The sequence below is a fragment of the Rothia sp. SCPM-O-B-18226 (M350) genome (assembly GCF_058213595.1).
In genome coordinates this window covers 307,803-324,123 of record NZ_JBYQJS010000003.1, presented here as the reverse complement: position 1 = coordinate 324,123, position 16,321 = coordinate 307,803, and the positions used below count along the sequence as shown (strand labels likewise).

Sequence of the window (16,321 nt, the reverse complement as noted above, 5' to 3'; positions counted from 1 at the left end):
TTCAGGCCCTGAGGGAAGCCGTATAGGGGCTACTATTTAAAGCGTCCAAGTTTCGGGGCGCAGTTCAAAGTTTGCGAGTGCCGGGGGCTTTTCTCTGACTCTACGGGGAAATAGCCCTGCGGGGAAAACGCGCCGCCCGCTCAATACACAATGGCCGCTCAGCACACGGTAGACGGGCTACCTGTCGATGGATTCCGAGAGACGGGCCAGCGCACCCACCACGGCCTGCTTATTCTGGGTGGGCCACATCGGCGGCATGGCCCTCATCAGGTAGCCGCCGTAGCGCTTCGTTGCGAGTCGCGAATCCAGAACCGCCACGACCCCGCGGTCATTCACCGAACGAATCAGGCGACCCGCGCCCTGCGCCATGCGGATAGCCGCGTGATGCGCAGAGACGGCCATGAACCCGTTACCGCGGTGACGGTTCACCGACTCCGTGCGGGCCTGCGCAATCGGATCGTCCGGTCGCGGGAACGGGATGCGATCCATCACCACCAGACGGCAGGAGTCTCCGGGGACGTCAACGCCCTGCCACAGGCTCATCGTACCGAACAGGCACGAGTCAACATCCTCGCTAAACTCCTCCACCAGAGCCTTCAGCGAGGATTCACCCTGCAGAAGAATATTCAGATCGCTGTGCTCACGCATATACTCTGCGGCGCGCTCGGCTGCACGCTTCGAGGAGAACAGCCCCAGGGCACCTCCCTCGGACGCCTCGCACAGCTCGCGAAGTCGCTCCAGCTGGCCCTCGTGCACGCCAAATCCCGGGGGCTTCAGATCCCCGGCTACGTATATGATGCCCTGCTTGCGGTAGTCGAAGGGCGAACCCACATCGATGCTCGTCCAGCGGGGAGCCCCCTCCCCCTGCAAACCCAGGGCGCCGGCGGCCACATCGAAGGAATCGCCCACCGTCAGGGTCGCGCTCGTTAGGATTACGGTGCGGTCGGCAAACAGACCGTCACGCAGCTGCAGGCCAACGCTCAGCGGGGCGATATTCAGGGTCGCCGGGTCGGTATCGGAGGCGGCCACGTAGCGGCCGTTCTCCCAGCCGCCCTGACGCGAAACCCACAGCACATCCTGCTCAGCCGAAGCCTCCAGGATGCGGTTGCTCACCTCGTGCACCTCCGAGACGCGGGAACGGGCCATCTGCAGGCCGGCGTCGGCCTCTTGTCCGTCGGGTTTCGTATCGGAGAGCGCGGCGCGGGCCGCATCGTTCACCGCGGACAGGGCCGTGAGCAGACGACCGTCGAGGCCGTTGAGCAGCCCTTCGGGCAGGCCCTCCAGTGCGGTTTCCAGGGTTCCGGCGGCCATCTCCAGGGCCCCGGAATCGGCCTTAGAGTGTTTCTTCACGCCTCGAGCGGCGCGGCGAACCATCGCAACGGTCAGCGATCCGGAAACCGCACCGGTCACGCGGTCCACCAGCTCGTGGGCCTCGTCGATGATGACGGTCTCGTGCTCAGGCAGAACCTTCATGCCCTCGAAAGCGTTAATGGCCAGCAGGGCGTGATTCGTGATGACGATATCTGCCTCGGCGGCACGACTACGCGCCATCTCGCTAAAGCACTCCTCCACCAGCGGGCAGCGGCGGCCCAGACATTCGGCCGCGCTCACCGAGACCTGAGCCCACGCGCGATCGGACACACCTGGCTTGAGCTCGTCGCGGTCGCCGGTCTCCGTGCGGTCAGCCCACTCGCGCAGGCGCACGACTTCCTCGCCCACGCGGGAGGTCGAAGAAGGCATGTCGAAGAGGGCATCCTGTTCCTCTTCGGGGTAGCCGCCCTCAAGCTTGTGCAGGCACAGGTAGTTGTTGCGGCCCTTGAGCAGGGCCACCTGCGCCTGCGACTCCGGGCGCGGCTCCAGTGCTTGCAGAAGACGCGGAATATCGCGGTTCACGATCTGCGCCTGCAGGGCCAGGGTCGCGGTAGCCACCACGATGGGCTGGTCGGACTCCCCCACGCGAGCGAGAGCCGGAACCAGGTAGCCCAGAGACTTACCGGTGCCGGTGCCGGCCTGCACGAGCAGATGCCGTTGCAGTTCAAGGGCCTGCGCTACGTATGCCGCCATCGTGCGCTGACCTTCACGTTTCTGCCCGCCCGTGGCCTCCACAACCTCGTCGAGCAGGTTCAGGGCATCCTTCGCACCGGGCAGGGTCTCAAGCTCCTGCCCGGTGAATCGGGTGCCCTCGGCTACGGGTACAGTCCCAGAGGCGTTTTTGGGCACGCTGGCGCGTCCCGTCATCTTCTGCGTCACGTTAACCGGATCCTAGCGAGTCTCGGCGCTATCGGCCTCGGCGGTGAGGGCGCGGGCCTCGGCCAGCTCCTCCTCCAGAACCTCCAGCAGGTCGCCCTCCAACACGTACTCGGCCAGGTCCGAGGCGACGTCCTCGCGGACCAGTGCCGTCACGAAGGTGCCGTCCGATACGAAGTCGGTGCTCTTAATCTCTGCGTCCCACTCGTGCAGGCGCGAAATAATCTCGCCGTGGTTGTAGGGAATCAGCAGCTTGACCTCAATCGAGGGGCGCGGAATCGTGTCCGCAATCTTCTGCTTGAGCTCCTCGATGCCCTCGCCGGTGCGTGCCGATACGATGACGTGCTCGGGCTCGCGCTGGCGCATCCGCTCCAGCACGAAGGGGTCGGCCGCGTCGGCCTTGTTCAACACAATGATTTCGGGGATGTGGCGGGCGTCCACCTCGGCAAAGACCTCGCGGACGGCGCGAATCTGGCCCTCCGGGTCCGGGTGAGAGGCATCCACCACGTGCAGGATGACGTCGGCGTCGGCAACCTCCTCCAGGGTGGAGCGGAATGCCTCCACCAGCTGGGTCGGCAGCGAGCGCACGAAACCCACCGTGTCGGAGAGGGTGTAGCCGATGCCGTCGGGGGTCTGCGCCTTGCGCACGGTCGGGTCCAGGGTTGCGAACAGGGCGTTCTCCACGAGCACGCCCGCGTCGGTCAAACGGTTCAGCAGGGAGGACTTACCGGCGTTCGTGTAACCGGCAATAGCCACCGAGGGCACGCGGTTGCGGCGGCGGTTCAGGCGCTTCGTCTCACGCGCCGGCGCCATCGCGGCAATTTCACGCTTGAGCTTGGCCATGCGGGCGCGCAGGCGGCGGCGGTCCATCTCAATCTTGGTTTCACCGGGACCGCGCGAGCCGATACCCTCACCGGAGGCGGCACGGCCACCCGCCTGACGGGACAGGGAGGCGCCCCAACCGCGCAGACGCGGCAGCATGTACTCCAGCTGAGCCAGCTCAACCTGCGCCTTACCCTCGCGGGACTTAGCGTGCTGTGCAAAGATGTCGAGAATCAGGGCGGTGCGGTCGATGACCTTCACCTTGACGATATCCTCGAGGGCGCGGCGCTGGGAGGGAGCCAGCTCGGAGTCGACAATCACTGTGTCGGCGCCGGTGGCCTCCACGATGTCCTTGAGCTCCAGGGCCTTGCCGGAGCCGAGGAAGGTGCCCGGGTCCGGCTTGAGGCGGCGCTGAACCAGGCCGTCCAGCACCTCGGAGCCGGCGGTCTCGGCCAGCGCGGCCAGCTCACGCAGGGAGTTTTCGGCGTCCTCGACGGTGCCTTCGGTCCACAGGCCGGCCAGCACCACGCGTTCCAGGCGCAGCTGGCGGTACTCGACCTCGGTGACGTCCTCCAGCTCGGTGGAAAGGTTAGCTACTCGGCGCAGGGCGCGGCGCTCGGCGAGGTCTTCCTGATCTCCATCGAACTCGGAGTGCTCACGCTGAACATCGGAAATTTCACGCGCGCGGGTGTCGAGCACGCGGCGGCTACCGCGCGTCGGCGCGCTCTCGTGATGCGCGGTGCCCGCGGCATCGTAGGTGGTCAGTGAGGAGGCGGACTGGGAGCGGCCCAGAACGCGGTCCACGGTGCGGCGCAGCTGCTCGTCGCTCGGCAACTTCTCGGCCTCAGATACGGAATTATTCTTAGAAGTCATACGCCTTCCATTCTACCGCCGTTGCCCCGCTCGGGTAGGGGGTTTGGTCACCTGTGCGCTCAGGGCGTGCAGGCGGGCACAGCACCGTTCGGGCCAGGAACGCTGGGCCGTGCGGGCCAGGAGCGTCAGGCGGGATCGGGACGCCGTTCTGCCCCCCGGGAACCGGGCCGGTGCGGGCCTCCCGGTACACTGGATAGCATGAGCGAGCAGCATTACTTTTCTGAGACCCCCGAGACGGAGTTCAAGCCCCGCCCCGTGCAGGTGGAGCTGGCAGGCCGCAAGGTCACCGTCACCACCGCCAACGGCATCTTCAGCCCATCCGGCATCGATAAGGGCACGGCCATCCTGCTTCAGGAGACCCCCGAACCCCGCGGCGAGCGCCTCCTCGATATCGGTTGCGGTTGGGGCCCCATCACCCTGACCCTGGCGATGCTCGCCCCGCAGGCTCAGGTACACGCGGTGGACGTCAACTCCCGCTCTATCAGCCTGACCGAGCGCAACGCCGCCGCGCTCGGGCTGCCGAACGTCACCGTGGGAACCCCCGACTCGGTGGATCCCGAACTGCGCTTTGACACCATCTGGTCGAACCCGCCGATTCGCGTGGGCAAGGAGGTTCTGCACGAAATTCTGCTGACCTGGCTGCCGCGCCTGGCCCCGGAGGGGGACGCGTACCTGGTGGTGCAGAAGAACCTCGGCTCCGACTCGCTGCAGAAGTGGCTGGATGCGAAGCTGGAGGAGCTGTACCCCGGCGAGTTTGAGGTGTCGCGCTACGCAACGGCGAAGGGCTTCCGTATTCTGCTGGTGCACCGCCACGGGGCCTAAACCGCCCGGCGAAAGCCACCCGGCTAAAACCGCTCGGCGAATGTCGCCAACCGTTTAAGACATAGCGGCGGGTGTTTTCTGAAAGGATCTCAGAAAACACCCGCCGCTTTTCTATATCAAGTCTCTGCGCGCTCCGGTTCCGGGGCAGTACCTTAGCTCGTTCCCCTAGCGTAGCACCACGGTCGAAACCATCTGCGCCGGGCCGGCCAGCACCACGTGCTCGAGGTCGTCCGGGCCGAGCACGAAGGTGACGGCCAGGGTACCGCCGGGCACGTGCACGAGCCATTCGTCCGGCGCCTCCTCGCCGCCCCAGAACCGGGTGGCTGCGGCAGCCGCACAGGCGCCGGTACCGCAGGAGAGGGTCTCGCCCACACCGCGTTCGTGCACGCGCATCCGGATAGCGCCCACGTGGGTGCTGCCGTCATTTTCCAGCTCGACCGGCACCACGAATTCGACGTTCGTGCCGTCTGCGGGTGCGGGGTTAACCTGCGGCTGGCTGTACAGGTCCAGGCCGTCCAGCTTGCCCTCGGAGCCGAGCATGACCACAGTGTGCGGATTGCCCATCGAGATGGACAGGCCGGCGCGCGGGGTCTTCAGGCCGCGGGCGGACACCAGGCAGTCCTCGCCTCCCTCGCGGGCGGCGTCACCGTGGATGAAGCTCCAGGGGCCCATGTCGACGGCGTAGCCTTCCTCGGTGCGGGCGACGGTCTTCACTCCGGCGCGGGTGGCAATCTGCACGGTCTGGCCGACCTCAAGCTCGATCAGGCCCTCGGTGCGCAGGTAGTCCACGAAGGCGCGCACGCCGTTGCCACACATCTCGGCGATGGAGCCGTCACCGTTGCGGTAGTCCATGAACCACACAGCGTCGGGGTATTCCTCGAGGAGCTTCTGGCCGCCGCGGGAAGAGGTGCTTCGGGCAGCGCGAATGAAGCCGTCCGCACCGATACCGAAGTGGCGGTCGCAGGCGCGGGCGACCAGGTCGGGGGTGAGGGCAATCTCTGACTTTTCATCCGTCACGAAGATGAAATCGTTGCCGGTGCCGTGACCCTTGGTGAGGGTCAATCCTGCCAGCTCGCCCCAGGTGGAGGGGTTCTCGCTCATATGCTGTCCTTAAACGTCGGGGGCCTGTCCGTCTATGATTTTACCGCGCCGACCGGTTCGAGGGGGTATCTGTTCGGCGGCGGCTCGTTATTGTGGCTTATCGGGTGCTTTCGCGGATGATGGCTTCCGCTTCATCGGCAAGGGTGGGTGAGAGCGCATCCAACCAGTGCACACGCTCATCTCCCCTGAACCAGGTCAGCTGGCGGCGCGCGAACTGGCGGGTGGCAATTGTCGTGTCCTCAATCGCCTGCTCCACGCCGTAGTCTTCGTCCTCAAGGGCGCGGGCAAACTGCGCGTAACCAATCGCGCGGGAGGCGGTCTTCCCCTCCTGCAATCCCTGCTCGTTCAGGGCACGCACCTCGTCCAGCAGGCCGCGCTCGTGCATGAGCTCCACGCGGCGGTGCAGACGCTCATGCAGCAGGACACGATCCATATCCAGACCAATCTGCACGCTCTCGGTCACGTACTCGCGCACCGGCATGAACGCAGAAAACGGGCGGCCCGTCACCTCGAACACCTCCAGGGCGCGAATGATGCGGCGCTCATCCTTCACGCGCGCAGCCGACTCAGGATCGACCTCCGCCAGGCGGGCGTGCAGGACCCCGATGCCCTCGGTGCGCGCCTGCTCCTCGAGGCGCTCGCGCACCCGCGCATCCGTGCCGGGAAACTCCAACTTATCCAGGGCGGCGCGCACATACAGGCCCGAACCGCCCACCAGAATCGGGTAGCGGCCACGGCCGCGAATCTGCTCAATCAGCTCGCGGCTGCGCTCCTGAAACTCCGCTACGGAGGCCTCGTCCCGCACGTCCATAATGTCCAGCAGGTGGTGCGGAACGCCTCGCATCTCCTCCGCGGTGACCTTCGCGGTGCCGATATCCATGCCCCGGTAGAACTGCATGGAGTCGGCGTTAATGCACTCGCCATTCAGGCGCAGAGCCAACTCAATCGCGAGCGCACTCTTACCGGTGCCGGTCGGGCCCACAATAGCGATAACGGGCAGAGTTTCGGAGATAGTCATGCGCCCCATTCTACCGGTTCCCACTGCCCCACTCGCGGTGAGGATGAGGACCCGATGAACGGGGCACACGACTCGCTATGAAAGATTAGGGGCGCAGGCCGATGGTCGGCATGCCCAGGCCCACCGGCGCACCGGGAACCTGGGTGGTGCCGGTACCGCAGGAATCCGCCTGGGAGCGGTCCCACGCGTCGCCGGCGCGGGTGCGGCGCAGGCTGTACTGCTCGGCGGTCGGATCGGAAATCAGGTGGAAGGAGCCGGCCTCGGTAATCGGCACGGTCACCATGTCGCCGGGGCGGGGGGTCTCGCAACCCTCGGGTACCGAGAAGTGCACGAGGCGCTGGTCCGGGCCGCGACCCGAGAGGCGGTGGGTCTGCTCGGCCTTACGACCAGCCTCCGCCACGACCATCAGCTCAACGGTCTTGCCGAGCTGCTTGCGGTTTTCCTCGCCGGCGATGCGGTCCTGCAGGGCAATCAGGCGCTCGTAGCGTTCCTGCACGACCTCCTTCGGGATCTGGTTCTCCATGGTCGCCGCCGGGGTGCCGGGGCGGATCGAGTACTGGAAGGTGAACGCGGAGGAGAAACGAGCCTGCTCCACAACCTTCAGGGTCTCCTGGAAGTCCTCCTCGGTCTCGCCGGGGAAGCCCACAATGATGTCGGTGGTAATCACGGCGTTCGGGATGCGCTCGCGCACCTTCTCCAGAATGTTCAGGAACTTCTTGGAGCGGTAGGAACGGCGCATATCCTTAAGCACCTTGTCGGAGCCGGACTGCAGCGGCATGTGCAGCACGGGCATGACGTTCGGGGTTTCGGCCATCGCGTCGATCACGTCGTCGGTAAACATGGCCGGGTGCGGGGAGGTGAAGCGCACGCGCTCCAGGCCCTCAATTTCACCGCAGGCGCGCAGTAGCTTGGAGAACGCCTGACGGTCGCCGAACTCCACGCCGTAGGAGTTCACGTTCTGGCCCAGCAGGGTCACCTCGATAGCGCCGTCGTCGACCAGCGCCTGAACCTCGGCGAGCACGTCGCCGGGGCGGCGGTCCTTCTCCTTACCGCGCAGCGAGGGCACGATGCAGAAGGTGCAGGTGTTGTTGCAGCCCACGGAGATAGACACCCAGCCCGAGTACACGTGATCGCGCTTGGTCGGCAGGGTCGAGGGGAACACCTCGAGGGATTCGAGCAGCTCGGCCTGCGCTTCGTGGTTGTGGCGGGCACGCTCCAGCAGGGCCGGCAGGGAGCCGATGTTATGGGTACCGAACACGACGTCCACCCAGGGCGCCTTCTCGATGATGGCGTCCTGATCCTTCTGCGCCAGGCAGCCGCCCACGGCAATCTGCATACCCTCATGGCGGCGCTTGACGGGGGCCAGCTGACCGAGGTTACCGTAGAGGCGGTTGGCGGCGTTTTCGCGCACCGCGCAGGTATTGAAAACAACCAGGTCGGGTTCGACGCCCTCCTCAGCGCGAACGTAGCCGTTAGCTTCGAGCAGACCCGACATTCGTTCGGAGTCGTGCACGTTCATCTGGCAGCCGAAAGTGCGCACTTCGTAGGTGCGGGGGCTGGTTTCGGTGGTCTGGGCGGAATCGCTGAGGGTCGAAGTCATGCCCTATAGGGTATCCGATGGGGGATAATGGCTCTATGCAGGTTTCCCTTAGTAGTAACTTTTCGCGTTTTTCACCGAACGATTCCTCTGGCTCTTCCGATGCCCCCGCGCAGCAGGCGGAGGCTCCCGAGGTGCTAAACCCGGAGGAGGTCGCCCCCGAGGCCGAGCGCTCCCCTAGCGCCGAGGCCGGCTCTACCGACGATGCTCTCATCGATGCTCTCATCGAGGAGGCCATCGCCCTCTACACCCCCGTGCCGCCCCAGGCGAGCGCAGACTCCGCCGCGATGCGCCGCAACCTCTCGCGCATGTTGGCCTGGGCGAAGGGCCTGGAGCGATCCGGCGGCCGCGACCTTGCGAGCGTACGGATTCTGGGCACCGGCATGCGCTCGGTCGTGGTGCGTGTGAACTTTGAGGCAGCCGACCCCGCGGAGGCCGCCGAGGCCCTGCCGTCCTCCCTGATTCTTAAGCGCTACCGCCGCAAGGATTCCACGCAGAACGCCGGCGGCTTCGGGTACCTGCGCGAACGCTACGGCCTACCGGCCCTCAACGAGCAGGTGCCCGGGCTCTTCCCGCGGTTCTACGGTGCCGATGCCGAGCTGCGGGTCATCGCGCTCGAGGATGTAAGCGCCGGAACCGCCGAGGGTGAGCAGTACTCGGTCGCCCACGCCCTGACGGAGGGCACCGAACAGCAGGCGCTGGATGCGCTGAACTACTACATTGAGGCGTACCGTTCCCTTGGCGCCAGCGGCATCATGGGTGAGGCCGTGGAAAGCTACCGCGCGAACCTGGCCCGCGCCGACCGCAAGGCGCAATTCCCCGGGGCCATCGCCTCCCCGGCGCTGGCCGAGCGTGGCCTCAAGCGAATTTACGGCGTGGATGAGCAGGAGCACCTCGAGGACCGCGAAGGTTTTGAGCTTCCCGAAGACCTCGAATCGCGCAGCACTCTGCCGCCCGCCGTGGAGGAGCTCTCCTTCCGCTTCCGCCGCGTGGTGCAGCCCTTCTTCACCAAGCGTCCGCCCGTTCCCGAACAGTTCAAGCTCAACCGCGGACGCGTCTACATGCTGTCCTCGGGCGATTTTTCGCCGCAGAACGTGCTTATCGGCCCGGCCGAGGAGGCACCGGTGCGCATCGTGGACGCTGAGGGCACCTGCCTGCATCACCGCGGCTTCCCCTTCGTCGAGGCCATGCTGGGCTTCCCCTCGTCACCGGAATACCCGCGCTACCGGGTGGACCGTCAGCGGGCCCTGCCGGCGCTGTACTCCGCACTCTTCGATGATGCTCCGCTCGAGGCGCACCTGGCCGAGGATCTCGCGGTGTGCACCGCGGTCACGGTGTGCGTGCTCGTGGAGCTCTACTCCGCTTCCCCGCGTGCGGTTCTGCTCCCGATGATTCGCCGCGAGGGCGCGCAGCTGATGCGCCTGCTCCTGCAGATTTCGGGTTCGCAGGATGCAACCCTGGCCGAATGTGCCGAGCGTCTGGACTCACCCGAGTAGGGAACGGCCATAGGCCTTCGACAGGGGGCTTTATAGGGTTTTAAAAGGGTGAGCCCGCCACAGAGTATTTCGGTGGCGGGCTCACCCTTGTGCTCGTCATAGTGCCGAGCGTAGCTGCGCAGTCCTCCTGCCGTCCTCCTGCCGACTTCCTACCGCAGGCCCCTACCAGAGGTCGTCCTCCGCGCCGTAGGCGGCAAGCTCCTCGCGGATTACCGACATCGATACCGAGGAGGAGTAGCCACGGCGCGCAAGCATCCCCAGCAGGCGACGGGTGACCCTATCCTTCTCGGCGCGGTCGCTCAGATCCATGCCGGGGCGTAGCTTCTTGCGCACCAGCTCGGCGGCGTCCTCGCGTTCCTGCTCGTCGGTACGCTGGGCCAGGGCGTTCTCCGCTTCCTCGCCGCGCACCCCGCGCTCTGCCAGCTCGCGGCGCAACGCGGCGCGCGAGAGCTTCTTGGTGCGGCTCTTCTGCCGCACGAAGGTTTCGGCGTATTCGGCGTCGTCGATGAGCTTGGCCGCCTCGAACTTATCGAGCAGCGGCTCGATGAGCTCGGCTTCGAAGCCTTCTGACTGGAGCTTCTTGCGCAGCTGCCCCCTGGTCTTTGCCGAGTAGGCCAGCTGGTTGTACACGATGGTCTTGGCGCGGGTGTAGGGGTCGGCTTCCTCGGCGGCGCGGTCGGCGCGCACCTTCTGCTTCCAGGAGGGGCCCTGCCCGCCCATCCCGGCGGAGCCGTTCCCGCCGTTTCTCGGCGCGCGAACCCCGGAGGCTTGAGAGGCTCGGGGCGCGGCCGGGCGCTTGCCGCTGCCGATACCTTGAGCCTCCTCCTCGGCGATACCCCGAATAAAGGCTTCCTCGGCCGCGGTGAGCTTCTCGTTCAAGCTACTTCCCTCCCTGAATAGGTTGCTCCCCGAGCCGCGACCCGCGGGGCTCTTACGGGTTTCCTCTTCCTCGCTCCGGGCCCCGAATGCGGGCGCGTAGGGCGAGCGCTTCTGCATCTTCTCCCGCTGCGCCGGGCTCATGCGACGGAATCCGCGTTTGTACTCGCTCGGCTTCTGCCGGTTCGAGCGCTTCTTCTGCTGTTTCTCCCGCTGCTGCGCCTGGCGCTCAATCTCTTCTTTTTCCTCCGCGGTGAGCCCCGACCCGATGGATGCGGCCCCGGCCCGGCTCATGCGGCCGGCCGCCATGGAGCGGGGTTCCGCACCTCCAGGCGTGAAGGCCCGCACGGGGGCCTCGTCGATGGAGACGGCCGGCAGGTTCGGATCCGCCCGCAGGCTACGGCGCGGCGAGCCCTCCGAAGATTCCTCGGAGCCTTGCCCTGCTCCCCCGCCCGGTGCGGGTTCAAGGGGTGCCGCGGGTACCGGAAAGTAGCCGGGGTAGTCGTCTCCGAGGTTGCGGGCGATGGGCTCCTCGCGGAAGCCATGGGCCGCCGGATGCCAATCGGGGAACTCTTCGGTTGCCTCTGGGGCCGTCATCTTCCAGGAGGTCTTTTCCCCGGAAACCTTGCGCGGGGCTGCGTTTTTCCGGGTTACGTTTTCCTGCGCAGGTTTTGCCTGCGCCAGTTTTTTGGGCTCGGATCCTACCGCCCGCGATGCTTGGGGCGCGGAGGTCTTCGGAGATGCTTCCGGCGGTGTTTTCGCGGGCCTGTTCGCCCCGGGCTTCTGTTCTACCGGCTTTTGTTCCCCGGATTTTTGTGCCCCGGATTTTTGCGATACGGGCACTTCAGATGCCTGGCGCGGCACGGCGGGCGCGCCAGGCTCCGCGGATGCGTACTGCGGAGCCCCCCAGTCGAGGACGGGCTCGGCCAGGGGCGCGGGCGCTTCGAAGGCCAGTGCCTCGAAGGCTCCCAGCTCGGCCGGGGCAGTGGGTGCTTCAAAGGTGAGGGGTTCAAAGCCTCCGTGAGCCGCGATACCGCCATCCGCCGATTCAAAACCTGAAAAGCCGTCGGTGCCCGACACCGCGCCACCGAGGTTCTGTGCCGGAGAGGACCCGAAGAAAGGCTCGGTTGCGTCCAGGGCGGCGAAACCGGCGTCGTCCTCGCGCATACCGTCACGCTCGCCGCCGCGCGCGTTCTCGTCTTGGCCGAATACGCCTCGTTCCATCTGCCTGTCCCCTCCTCTCTTTCTAACCCGCCGAAGCCCGTGTGCCTCCGGTTGGAGGCGCTCCCCCATTGTATCGAGCCGCACCGCCGCCGGTTCCGGCTTAAACGGCAATCGCCGCGCACCGTGCGAAAAGCACAGCGCACGGCGATTACCACGCGTTGTCGAGCGGGCCGCACATCCTATCGGGAACGGCCCACGGGCGAGGGTTTAGAACTCCTCAGCCAGCTCGTCCAGCGGATCGTTCTCGGTGCCCTCGGCCTCTGCGGCCTCCTCGGCGGGCTCCTCCTCGATGATGCCCAGCTTCACCAGAACCTTGTACTGCAGTTCCTCGGTCAGCTCGGGGTTGTCCTTGAGTAGCTTACGAACGTTTTCGCGGCCCTGGCCCAGTTGCTCACCGTCATAGGTGAACCATGCGCCGGACTTCTTGACGATATCGTTCTCCACGGCCAGGTCGAGAATACCGCCTTCGACCGAGATGCCCTCGCCGTAGAGGATGTCGAACTCTGCCTGCTTGAAGGGCGGAGCCATCTTATTCTTCACAACCTTGGCGCGGGTGCGGTTACCAATCGGGTTCGCGCCGTCCTTCAGGGTCTCAATACGGCGAATGTCGATGCGCACCGAAGCGTAGAACTTCAGGGCCTTACCACCGGTGGTGGTCTCGGGCGAGCCGAAGAACACGCCAATCTTCTCGCGTAGCTGGTTGATGAAGATTGCGGTGGTGCCGGTTGCGGAGAGGCGACCGGTAATCTTACGCAGAGCCTGGCTCATCAGGCGAGCCTGCAGACCAACGTGGGAGTCACCCATGTCGCCCTCGATTTCGGCGCGGGGCACCAGCGCGGCCACGGAGTCGACCACCACGATATCCACTGCGCCGGAGCCGACCAGCATATCCATGATTTCCAGGGCCTGCTCGCCGGTGTCGGGCTGAGAGACCAGCAGCTGGTCGATGTCCACGCCCAGCTTAGCGGCGTAAATCGGGTCGAGGGCGTGCTCGGCGTCGATGAACGCGGCCACGCCGCCGGCCTTCTGCACATTAGCGACGGCGTGCAGGGCCACGGTGGTCTTACCCGAAGACTCGGGACCGTAAATCTCAATCACGCGACCGCGGGGCAGACCGCCGATGCCGAGAGCGGCATCCAGGGCAATGGCACCGGTAGAGATAACCTCGGTGGTGGTGGTTTCCTTATCACCCAGGCGCATCACGGCGCCCTTACCGTAGTTCTTATCAATCTGTGCCATGACGGCTTCAAGTGCCTTGGCGCGACCCTCTTCGGGAACGCGAGCTACGCTCTGAGACTTGGTGCTCTTAGCCACGTTAGTACCTCGTTCTTTGTGGTGTCAGTGATGACGTCAATAATGTTTCTAGGAATCGGCGGGGCTCGTCGCCCCAGCTTTTCGCCTGCCGGTTCCTTCTGAGACTACTCTAGGGTCACGGCCTGACAGGATAAGGCCATTTTCACGATTTGTGGAAAAATCCCGCGGATTTTTCGAAAAATTCTCGATGTGGAAAAGTCTAGCACGAATCGAACAAAATTACGAGGCATTTTCGAATACCTCGCATAAGATTTCGGCAAATATTTTCGAATATTCGAAACCCGCCCAAGGATACCTCAATCGGTTCGCGCACACCTTTCGGGGCCTGGGGCGCACCGTAACCCGGCCGCCACGCTCCCCCGTAGCGCATCCCCGCGGCACTTAGACGCACCGCCATACACCGAGCTAACGCAACGGTTCCTTATCCGGGCCCCAGCGGCGCTCCTGCGGGATCTCCTGTTCCTCGCAGATGGCAAACCAGACCGTCTTCGGATTGACACCGGCATCCAGCGCCTCCGCCGCCGTCCGGTGGCCCAGGGAACCCAACACCAGATCCCGAGCCAGCACCGGGGCGTATCCTGCGCCAAATTCGTGCTCCATGAGCGCCCAAAACTCACTCAGCTTCATCGCGACCTCCTTCATCGTACCCAACGGCAGCGTGCCCATTGGCGGAGCACCCACCCGAGTTCTTCATTCTCACAATTCCGTCTCGCCATTGCTCGACAAAGAACCGATGCCGCACACCCGTTCGGGGTGTACGGCATCGGCCCAATAGCGGTGCGGAGCTTCCGCACCCTCACGTCTTAGAGAGAGACGTAGTAGTCGTTCTTGTAGCGCTCGGACAGCTCAGCCGGAACGGTATCCGGAATCTGAACGCCCTCGGCGACGGCCATACGATCGGCAACCTCGCGCAGCATCTGGGACATCGGGATGTCCAGGGCCTGGCAAATCCAGGCCAGCAGCTCGGAGGAAGCTTCCTTCTGACCGCGCTCAACTTCACTCAGGTAACCGAGGGAAACGCGGGCACGCTGCGAAACCTCTCGCAGGGTGCGGCCCTGACGCTGGCGGACATCGCGAAGAACCTCACCGATGGCCTGGCGGAGGGGAACAACTCGTGCTTCCTCAACGACCGGAGCCACCTGCTTGGGGGTCTCGTCGATTTCCTTCCACTTCGTAATACCGTTGATTGATACGCGCTGCTTAGCCATGAGCTTCTTTATCACTTTCCTGAGTAGTTCCTCCCGACGCGCGGGACTGTACAGAGTTAAGCCTAACTGATTTTTGGGATGCGAGCTACAAAACTCGCTGTTTTCGTCATCTTCTTCAGACTTGTATCCATTCAAACAGACCAAGCTATGTGTTTATTCCCTTGAAGCTGGGAGAAGACTGGGAAATTCTTTGAATCGTAAAATATCCTCCCCGAGTCTTTCCCCTGTGCCTTCCCCAAAGCTTCACGAGCACCGCCTCACGTGCCTCACGTGCCTCACACACCGCCTGGTCATGCCACCGGGACGCGCCGCGGGGCTGGGTCCTAGAGGCTCTCCCTCAAAGAGCCGGAGGCGCTCCCCCGCACCGCGCGGGCCAGTAGCGCAATCGCATCCGCGCTCGCCGCCGCGCGAACCCGGGCGCGATCCCCGTCGTAGTGGCGCTCGAACACCTCACACCCGCCCGGGGCGTGCACCCCGATAAACACGGTGCCCACCGGCTGGCCATCCGCGGGGTCGGGCCCCGCCACACCCGTGGTCGACACCGCGTAATCGGCACCGCACACCCGCGCCGCGCCGGCCGCCATCTGAGCCGCCACCTCCGGGTTCACCGCGCCCTCGGTCGCAAGCAGCTGAGCGTCCACGCCCAGCACCCGCGCCTTCACCTCGTAGGCGTAAGAAATCACGCCGCCGCGATAGTAGGCCGATGCGCCCGGCACCGTGCAGATCGCGCCGCCCACGTCCCCGCCGGTCAAGGACTCAGCAGTGGCCACCTGCACCGGACGCTCCTGGGATGCGCACGAGCGCACCGCATCGCGCAGCAGCAGGGCCGCCGCCTGCGGGGTACCCGAAAAAACCTCAGCGCGCGCCAGCTCGGGCGAAGCCGACTGGGTGCCTTCGTTTAGAAGAGGAACCATGATTCATCCTTTCCCGGCGGCCGGGCCGACCCGACCGCCCGTTCACGCACCCGCTCCTTCCGCGAGCGCCCCGGTGCTCGAGCGCCGCTAACGCTCACCCCGGGTACAGTTCGGGGGAGCGGCATGAGCCACTCCCCCATCAACGTCTATTGAGCGCGCTGCTTCTGCGCGGCCTGGTTCTGCAACCAGGTGCGACGCAGGTTGTAGGCATCGCGCACGTACACCAGGCCGGTCCACACGGTAATCGCCGTGACCGCGCCCATCAGCACCCAGCCCGGCACCAGCCAGCCCAGGCCCAGCTGACCCAGCGGCAGGAGCATCAGCACCAGCGCCACGGTCTGCAGTACCGTCTTGATTTTGCCGCCCTTGCTGGCCGCCATCACGCCGTACTTGATGACGAACAGGCGCATCACCGTGATGCCCCACTCGCGCAGCAGAATCACGATGGTCACCCACCACCACAGCTCGCCCAGGGCCGAGAGCACAATGAACGCGGCACCGGTCAGGAACTTATCGGCAATCGGGTCGGCGATCTTGCCGAAGCTCGTGATGAGGTTGCGGGAACGCGCCAGGTAGCCGTCGGCCCAGTCCGTGAGCATCGCGAGGATGAAAATCACCCAAGCGAGCCAGCGGTGGGTCGGGTCGTCGGCACCAAAGGTACCGCCACTGACCAGCGCCACGATGAAGAAGGGCACCGCGATGATGCGCAGAACCGTCAGCACGTTGGGAACGTTCCAATTCGACGTGCGAGGCTGCACCGCCCGGACCTCACCGGTGGGGGCTGGGGTGTGAGCGTCGCTCATGGGTGC

Annotated in this window: 13 protein-coding genes; 2 read left to right on the top strand and 11 right to left on the bottom strand. The window is 65.3% G+C overall.

The window, feature by feature from the left end; genetic code table 11:
- Positions 1-177: 177 nt before the first annotated feature.
- Both AC3E6W_RS06880 and hflX read right to left on the bottom strand, forming a co-directional pair.
- Entirely contained in the window at positions 178-2,238 is a 2,061-nt protein-coding gene (locus AC3E6W_RS06880; RefSeq protein WP_294617055.1) for an ATP-dependent DNA helicase, read from the bottom strand.
- A 24-nt stretch (positions 2,239-2,262) separates the two neighbouring features.
- Complete coding sequence (hflX, locus tag AC3E6W_RS06875) at positions 2,263-3,942, bottom strand: GTPase HflX (RefSeq protein WP_070482792.1); 1,680 nt, start codon at positions 3,940-3,942, stop codon at positions 2,263-2,265.
- A gap of 198 nt (positions 3,943-4,140) precedes the next feature.
- Here hflX and AC3E6W_RS06870 point away from each other — a divergent pair, with 198 nt between their 5' ends.
- Positions 4,141-4,764: a class I SAM-dependent methyltransferase gene (locus AC3E6W_RS06870; protein WP_490652679.1), complete on the top strand. Its 624-nt coding sequence runs from the start codon at positions 4,141-4,143 to the stop codon at positions 4,762-4,764.
- Positions 4,765-4,929: 165 nt separating this feature from the next.
- Here AC3E6W_RS06870 and dapF read toward each other — a convergent pair whose 3' ends face one another.
- The 3 genes from dapF to miaB all read right to left on the bottom strand — a co-directional run bounded on the left by dapF (position 4,930) and on the right by miaB (position 8,483).
- Entirely contained in the window at positions 4,930-5,865 is a 936-nt protein-coding gene (dapF, locus tag AC3E6W_RS06865; protein WP_049344416.1) for a diaminopimelate epimerase, read from the bottom strand.
- Between the two features lie 97 nt (positions 5,866-5,962).
- Positions 5,963-6,883 (bottom strand): tRNA (adenosine(37)-N6)-dimethylallyltransferase MiaA, encoded by a 921-nt coding sequence (gene miaA / locus AC3E6W_RS06860; RefSeq protein ID WP_049344411.1) that lies wholly within the window; start codon positions 6,881-6,883, stop codon positions 5,963-5,965.
- Positions 6,884-6,968: 85 nt separating this feature from the next.
- Positions 6,969-8,483, bottom strand: coding sequence for a tRNA (N6-isopentenyl adenosine(37)-C2)-methylthiotransferase MiaB (gene miaB / locus AC3E6W_RS06855; RefSeq protein WP_049344409.1), 1,515 nt, complete (start codon positions 8,481-8,483; stop codon positions 6,969-6,971).
- Between the two features lie 35 nt (positions 8,484-8,518).
- On the opposite strand from miaB, the gene AC3E6W_RS06850 reads away from it, so the two are divergent.
- Positions 8,519-9,976: a hemin ABC transporter substrate-binding protein gene (locus tag AC3E6W_RS06850; protein ID WP_490652678.1), complete on the top strand. Its 1,458-nt coding sequence runs from the start codon at positions 8,519-8,521 to the stop codon at positions 9,974-9,976.
- 162 nt (positions 9,977-10,138) lie between these two features.
- On the opposite strand, the gene AC3E6W_RS06845 is transcribed toward AC3E6W_RS06850, so the two are convergent.
- The 6 genes from AC3E6W_RS06845 to pgsA form a co-directional block, all read right to left on the bottom strand.
- Positions 10,139-12,076 (bottom strand): regulatory protein RecX, encoded by a 1,938-nt coding sequence (locus AC3E6W_RS06845; protein ID WP_490647806.1) that lies wholly within the window; start codon positions 12,074-12,076, stop codon positions 10,139-10,141.
- A gap of 207 nt (positions 12,077-12,283) precedes the next feature.
- Positions 12,284-13,390: a recombinase RecA gene (gene recA, locus AC3E6W_RS06840; RefSeq protein WP_049332756.1), complete on the bottom strand. Its 1,107-nt coding sequence runs from the start codon at positions 13,388-13,390 to the stop codon at positions 12,284-12,286.
- Between the two features lie 405 nt (positions 13,391-13,795).
- On the bottom strand, positions 13,796-14,017 hold the full coding sequence (locus AC3E6W_RS06835; RefSeq protein ID WP_049344463.1) for a DUF3046 domain-containing protein: 222 nt from the start codon (positions 14,015-14,017) through the stop codon (positions 13,796-13,798).
- A 176-nt stretch (positions 14,018-14,193) separates the two neighbouring features.
- Entirely contained in the window at positions 14,194-14,598 is a 405-nt protein-coding gene (locus tag AC3E6W_RS06830; RefSeq protein ID WP_049332759.1) for a helix-turn-helix domain-containing protein, read from the bottom strand.
- Positions 14,599-14,921: 323 nt separating this feature from the next.
- Positions 14,922-15,515, bottom strand: coding sequence for a CinA family protein (locus AC3E6W_RS06825; protein WP_049332760.1), 594 nt, complete (start codon positions 15,513-15,515; stop codon positions 14,922-14,924).
- A 143-nt stretch (positions 15,516-15,658) separates the two neighbouring features.
- The gene (gene pgsA, locus AC3E6W_RS06820) at positions 15,659-16,315 is read right to left on the bottom strand and encodes a CDP-diacylglycerol--glycerol-3-phosphate 3-phosphatidyltransferase (protein WP_049332762.1); all 657 of its coding nucleotides are present in this window, start codon (positions 16,313-16,315) and stop codon (positions 15,659-15,661) included.
- Positions 16,316-16,321 lie beyond the last annotated feature (6 nt).

Bases quoted from the DNA above. Each gene is read 5' to 3' on its own strand.
- AC3E6W_RS06880 (WP_294617055.1), bottom strand. From the start codon at position 2,238: ATGACGGGACGCGCCAGCGTGCCCAAAAACGCCTCTGGGACTGTACCC.
- hflX (WP_070482792.1), bottom strand. From the start codon at position 3,942: ATGACTTCTAAGAATAATTCCGTATCTGAGGCCGAGAAGTTGCCGAGC.
- AC3E6W_RS06870 (WP_490652679.1), top strand. From the start codon at position 4,141: ATGAGCGAGCAGCATTACTTTTCTGAGACCCCCGAGACGGAGTTCAAG.
- dapF (WP_049344416.1), bottom strand. From the start codon at position 5,865: ATGAGCGAGAACCCCTCCACCTGGGGCGAGCTGGCAGGATTGACCCTC.
- miaA (WP_049344411.1), bottom strand. From the start codon at position 6,883: ATGACTATCTCCGAAACTCTGCCCGTTATCGCTATTGTGGGCCCGACC.
- miaB (WP_049344409.1), bottom strand. From the start codon at position 8,483: ATGACTTCGACCCTCAGCGATTCCGCCCAGACCACCGAAACCAGCCCC.
- AC3E6W_RS06850 (WP_490652678.1), top strand. From the start codon at position 8,519: ATGCAGGTTTCCCTTAGTAGTAACTTTTCGCGTTTTTCACCGAACGAT.
- AC3E6W_RS06845 (WP_490647806.1), bottom strand. From the start codon at position 12,076: ATGGAACGAGGCGTATTCGGCCAAGACGAGAACGCGCGCGGCGGCGAG.
- AC3E6W_RS06835 (WP_049344463.1), bottom strand. From the start codon at position 14,017: ATGAAGCTGAGTGAGTTTTGGGCGCTCATGGAGCACGAATTTGGCGCA.
- AC3E6W_RS06830 (WP_049332759.1), bottom strand. From the start codon at position 14,598: ATGGCTAAGCAGCGCGTATCAATCAACGGTATTACGAAGTGGAAGGAA.
- pgsA (WP_049332762.1), bottom strand. From the start codon at position 16,315: ATGAGCGACGCTCACACCCCAGCCCCCACCGGTGAGGTCCGGGCGGTG.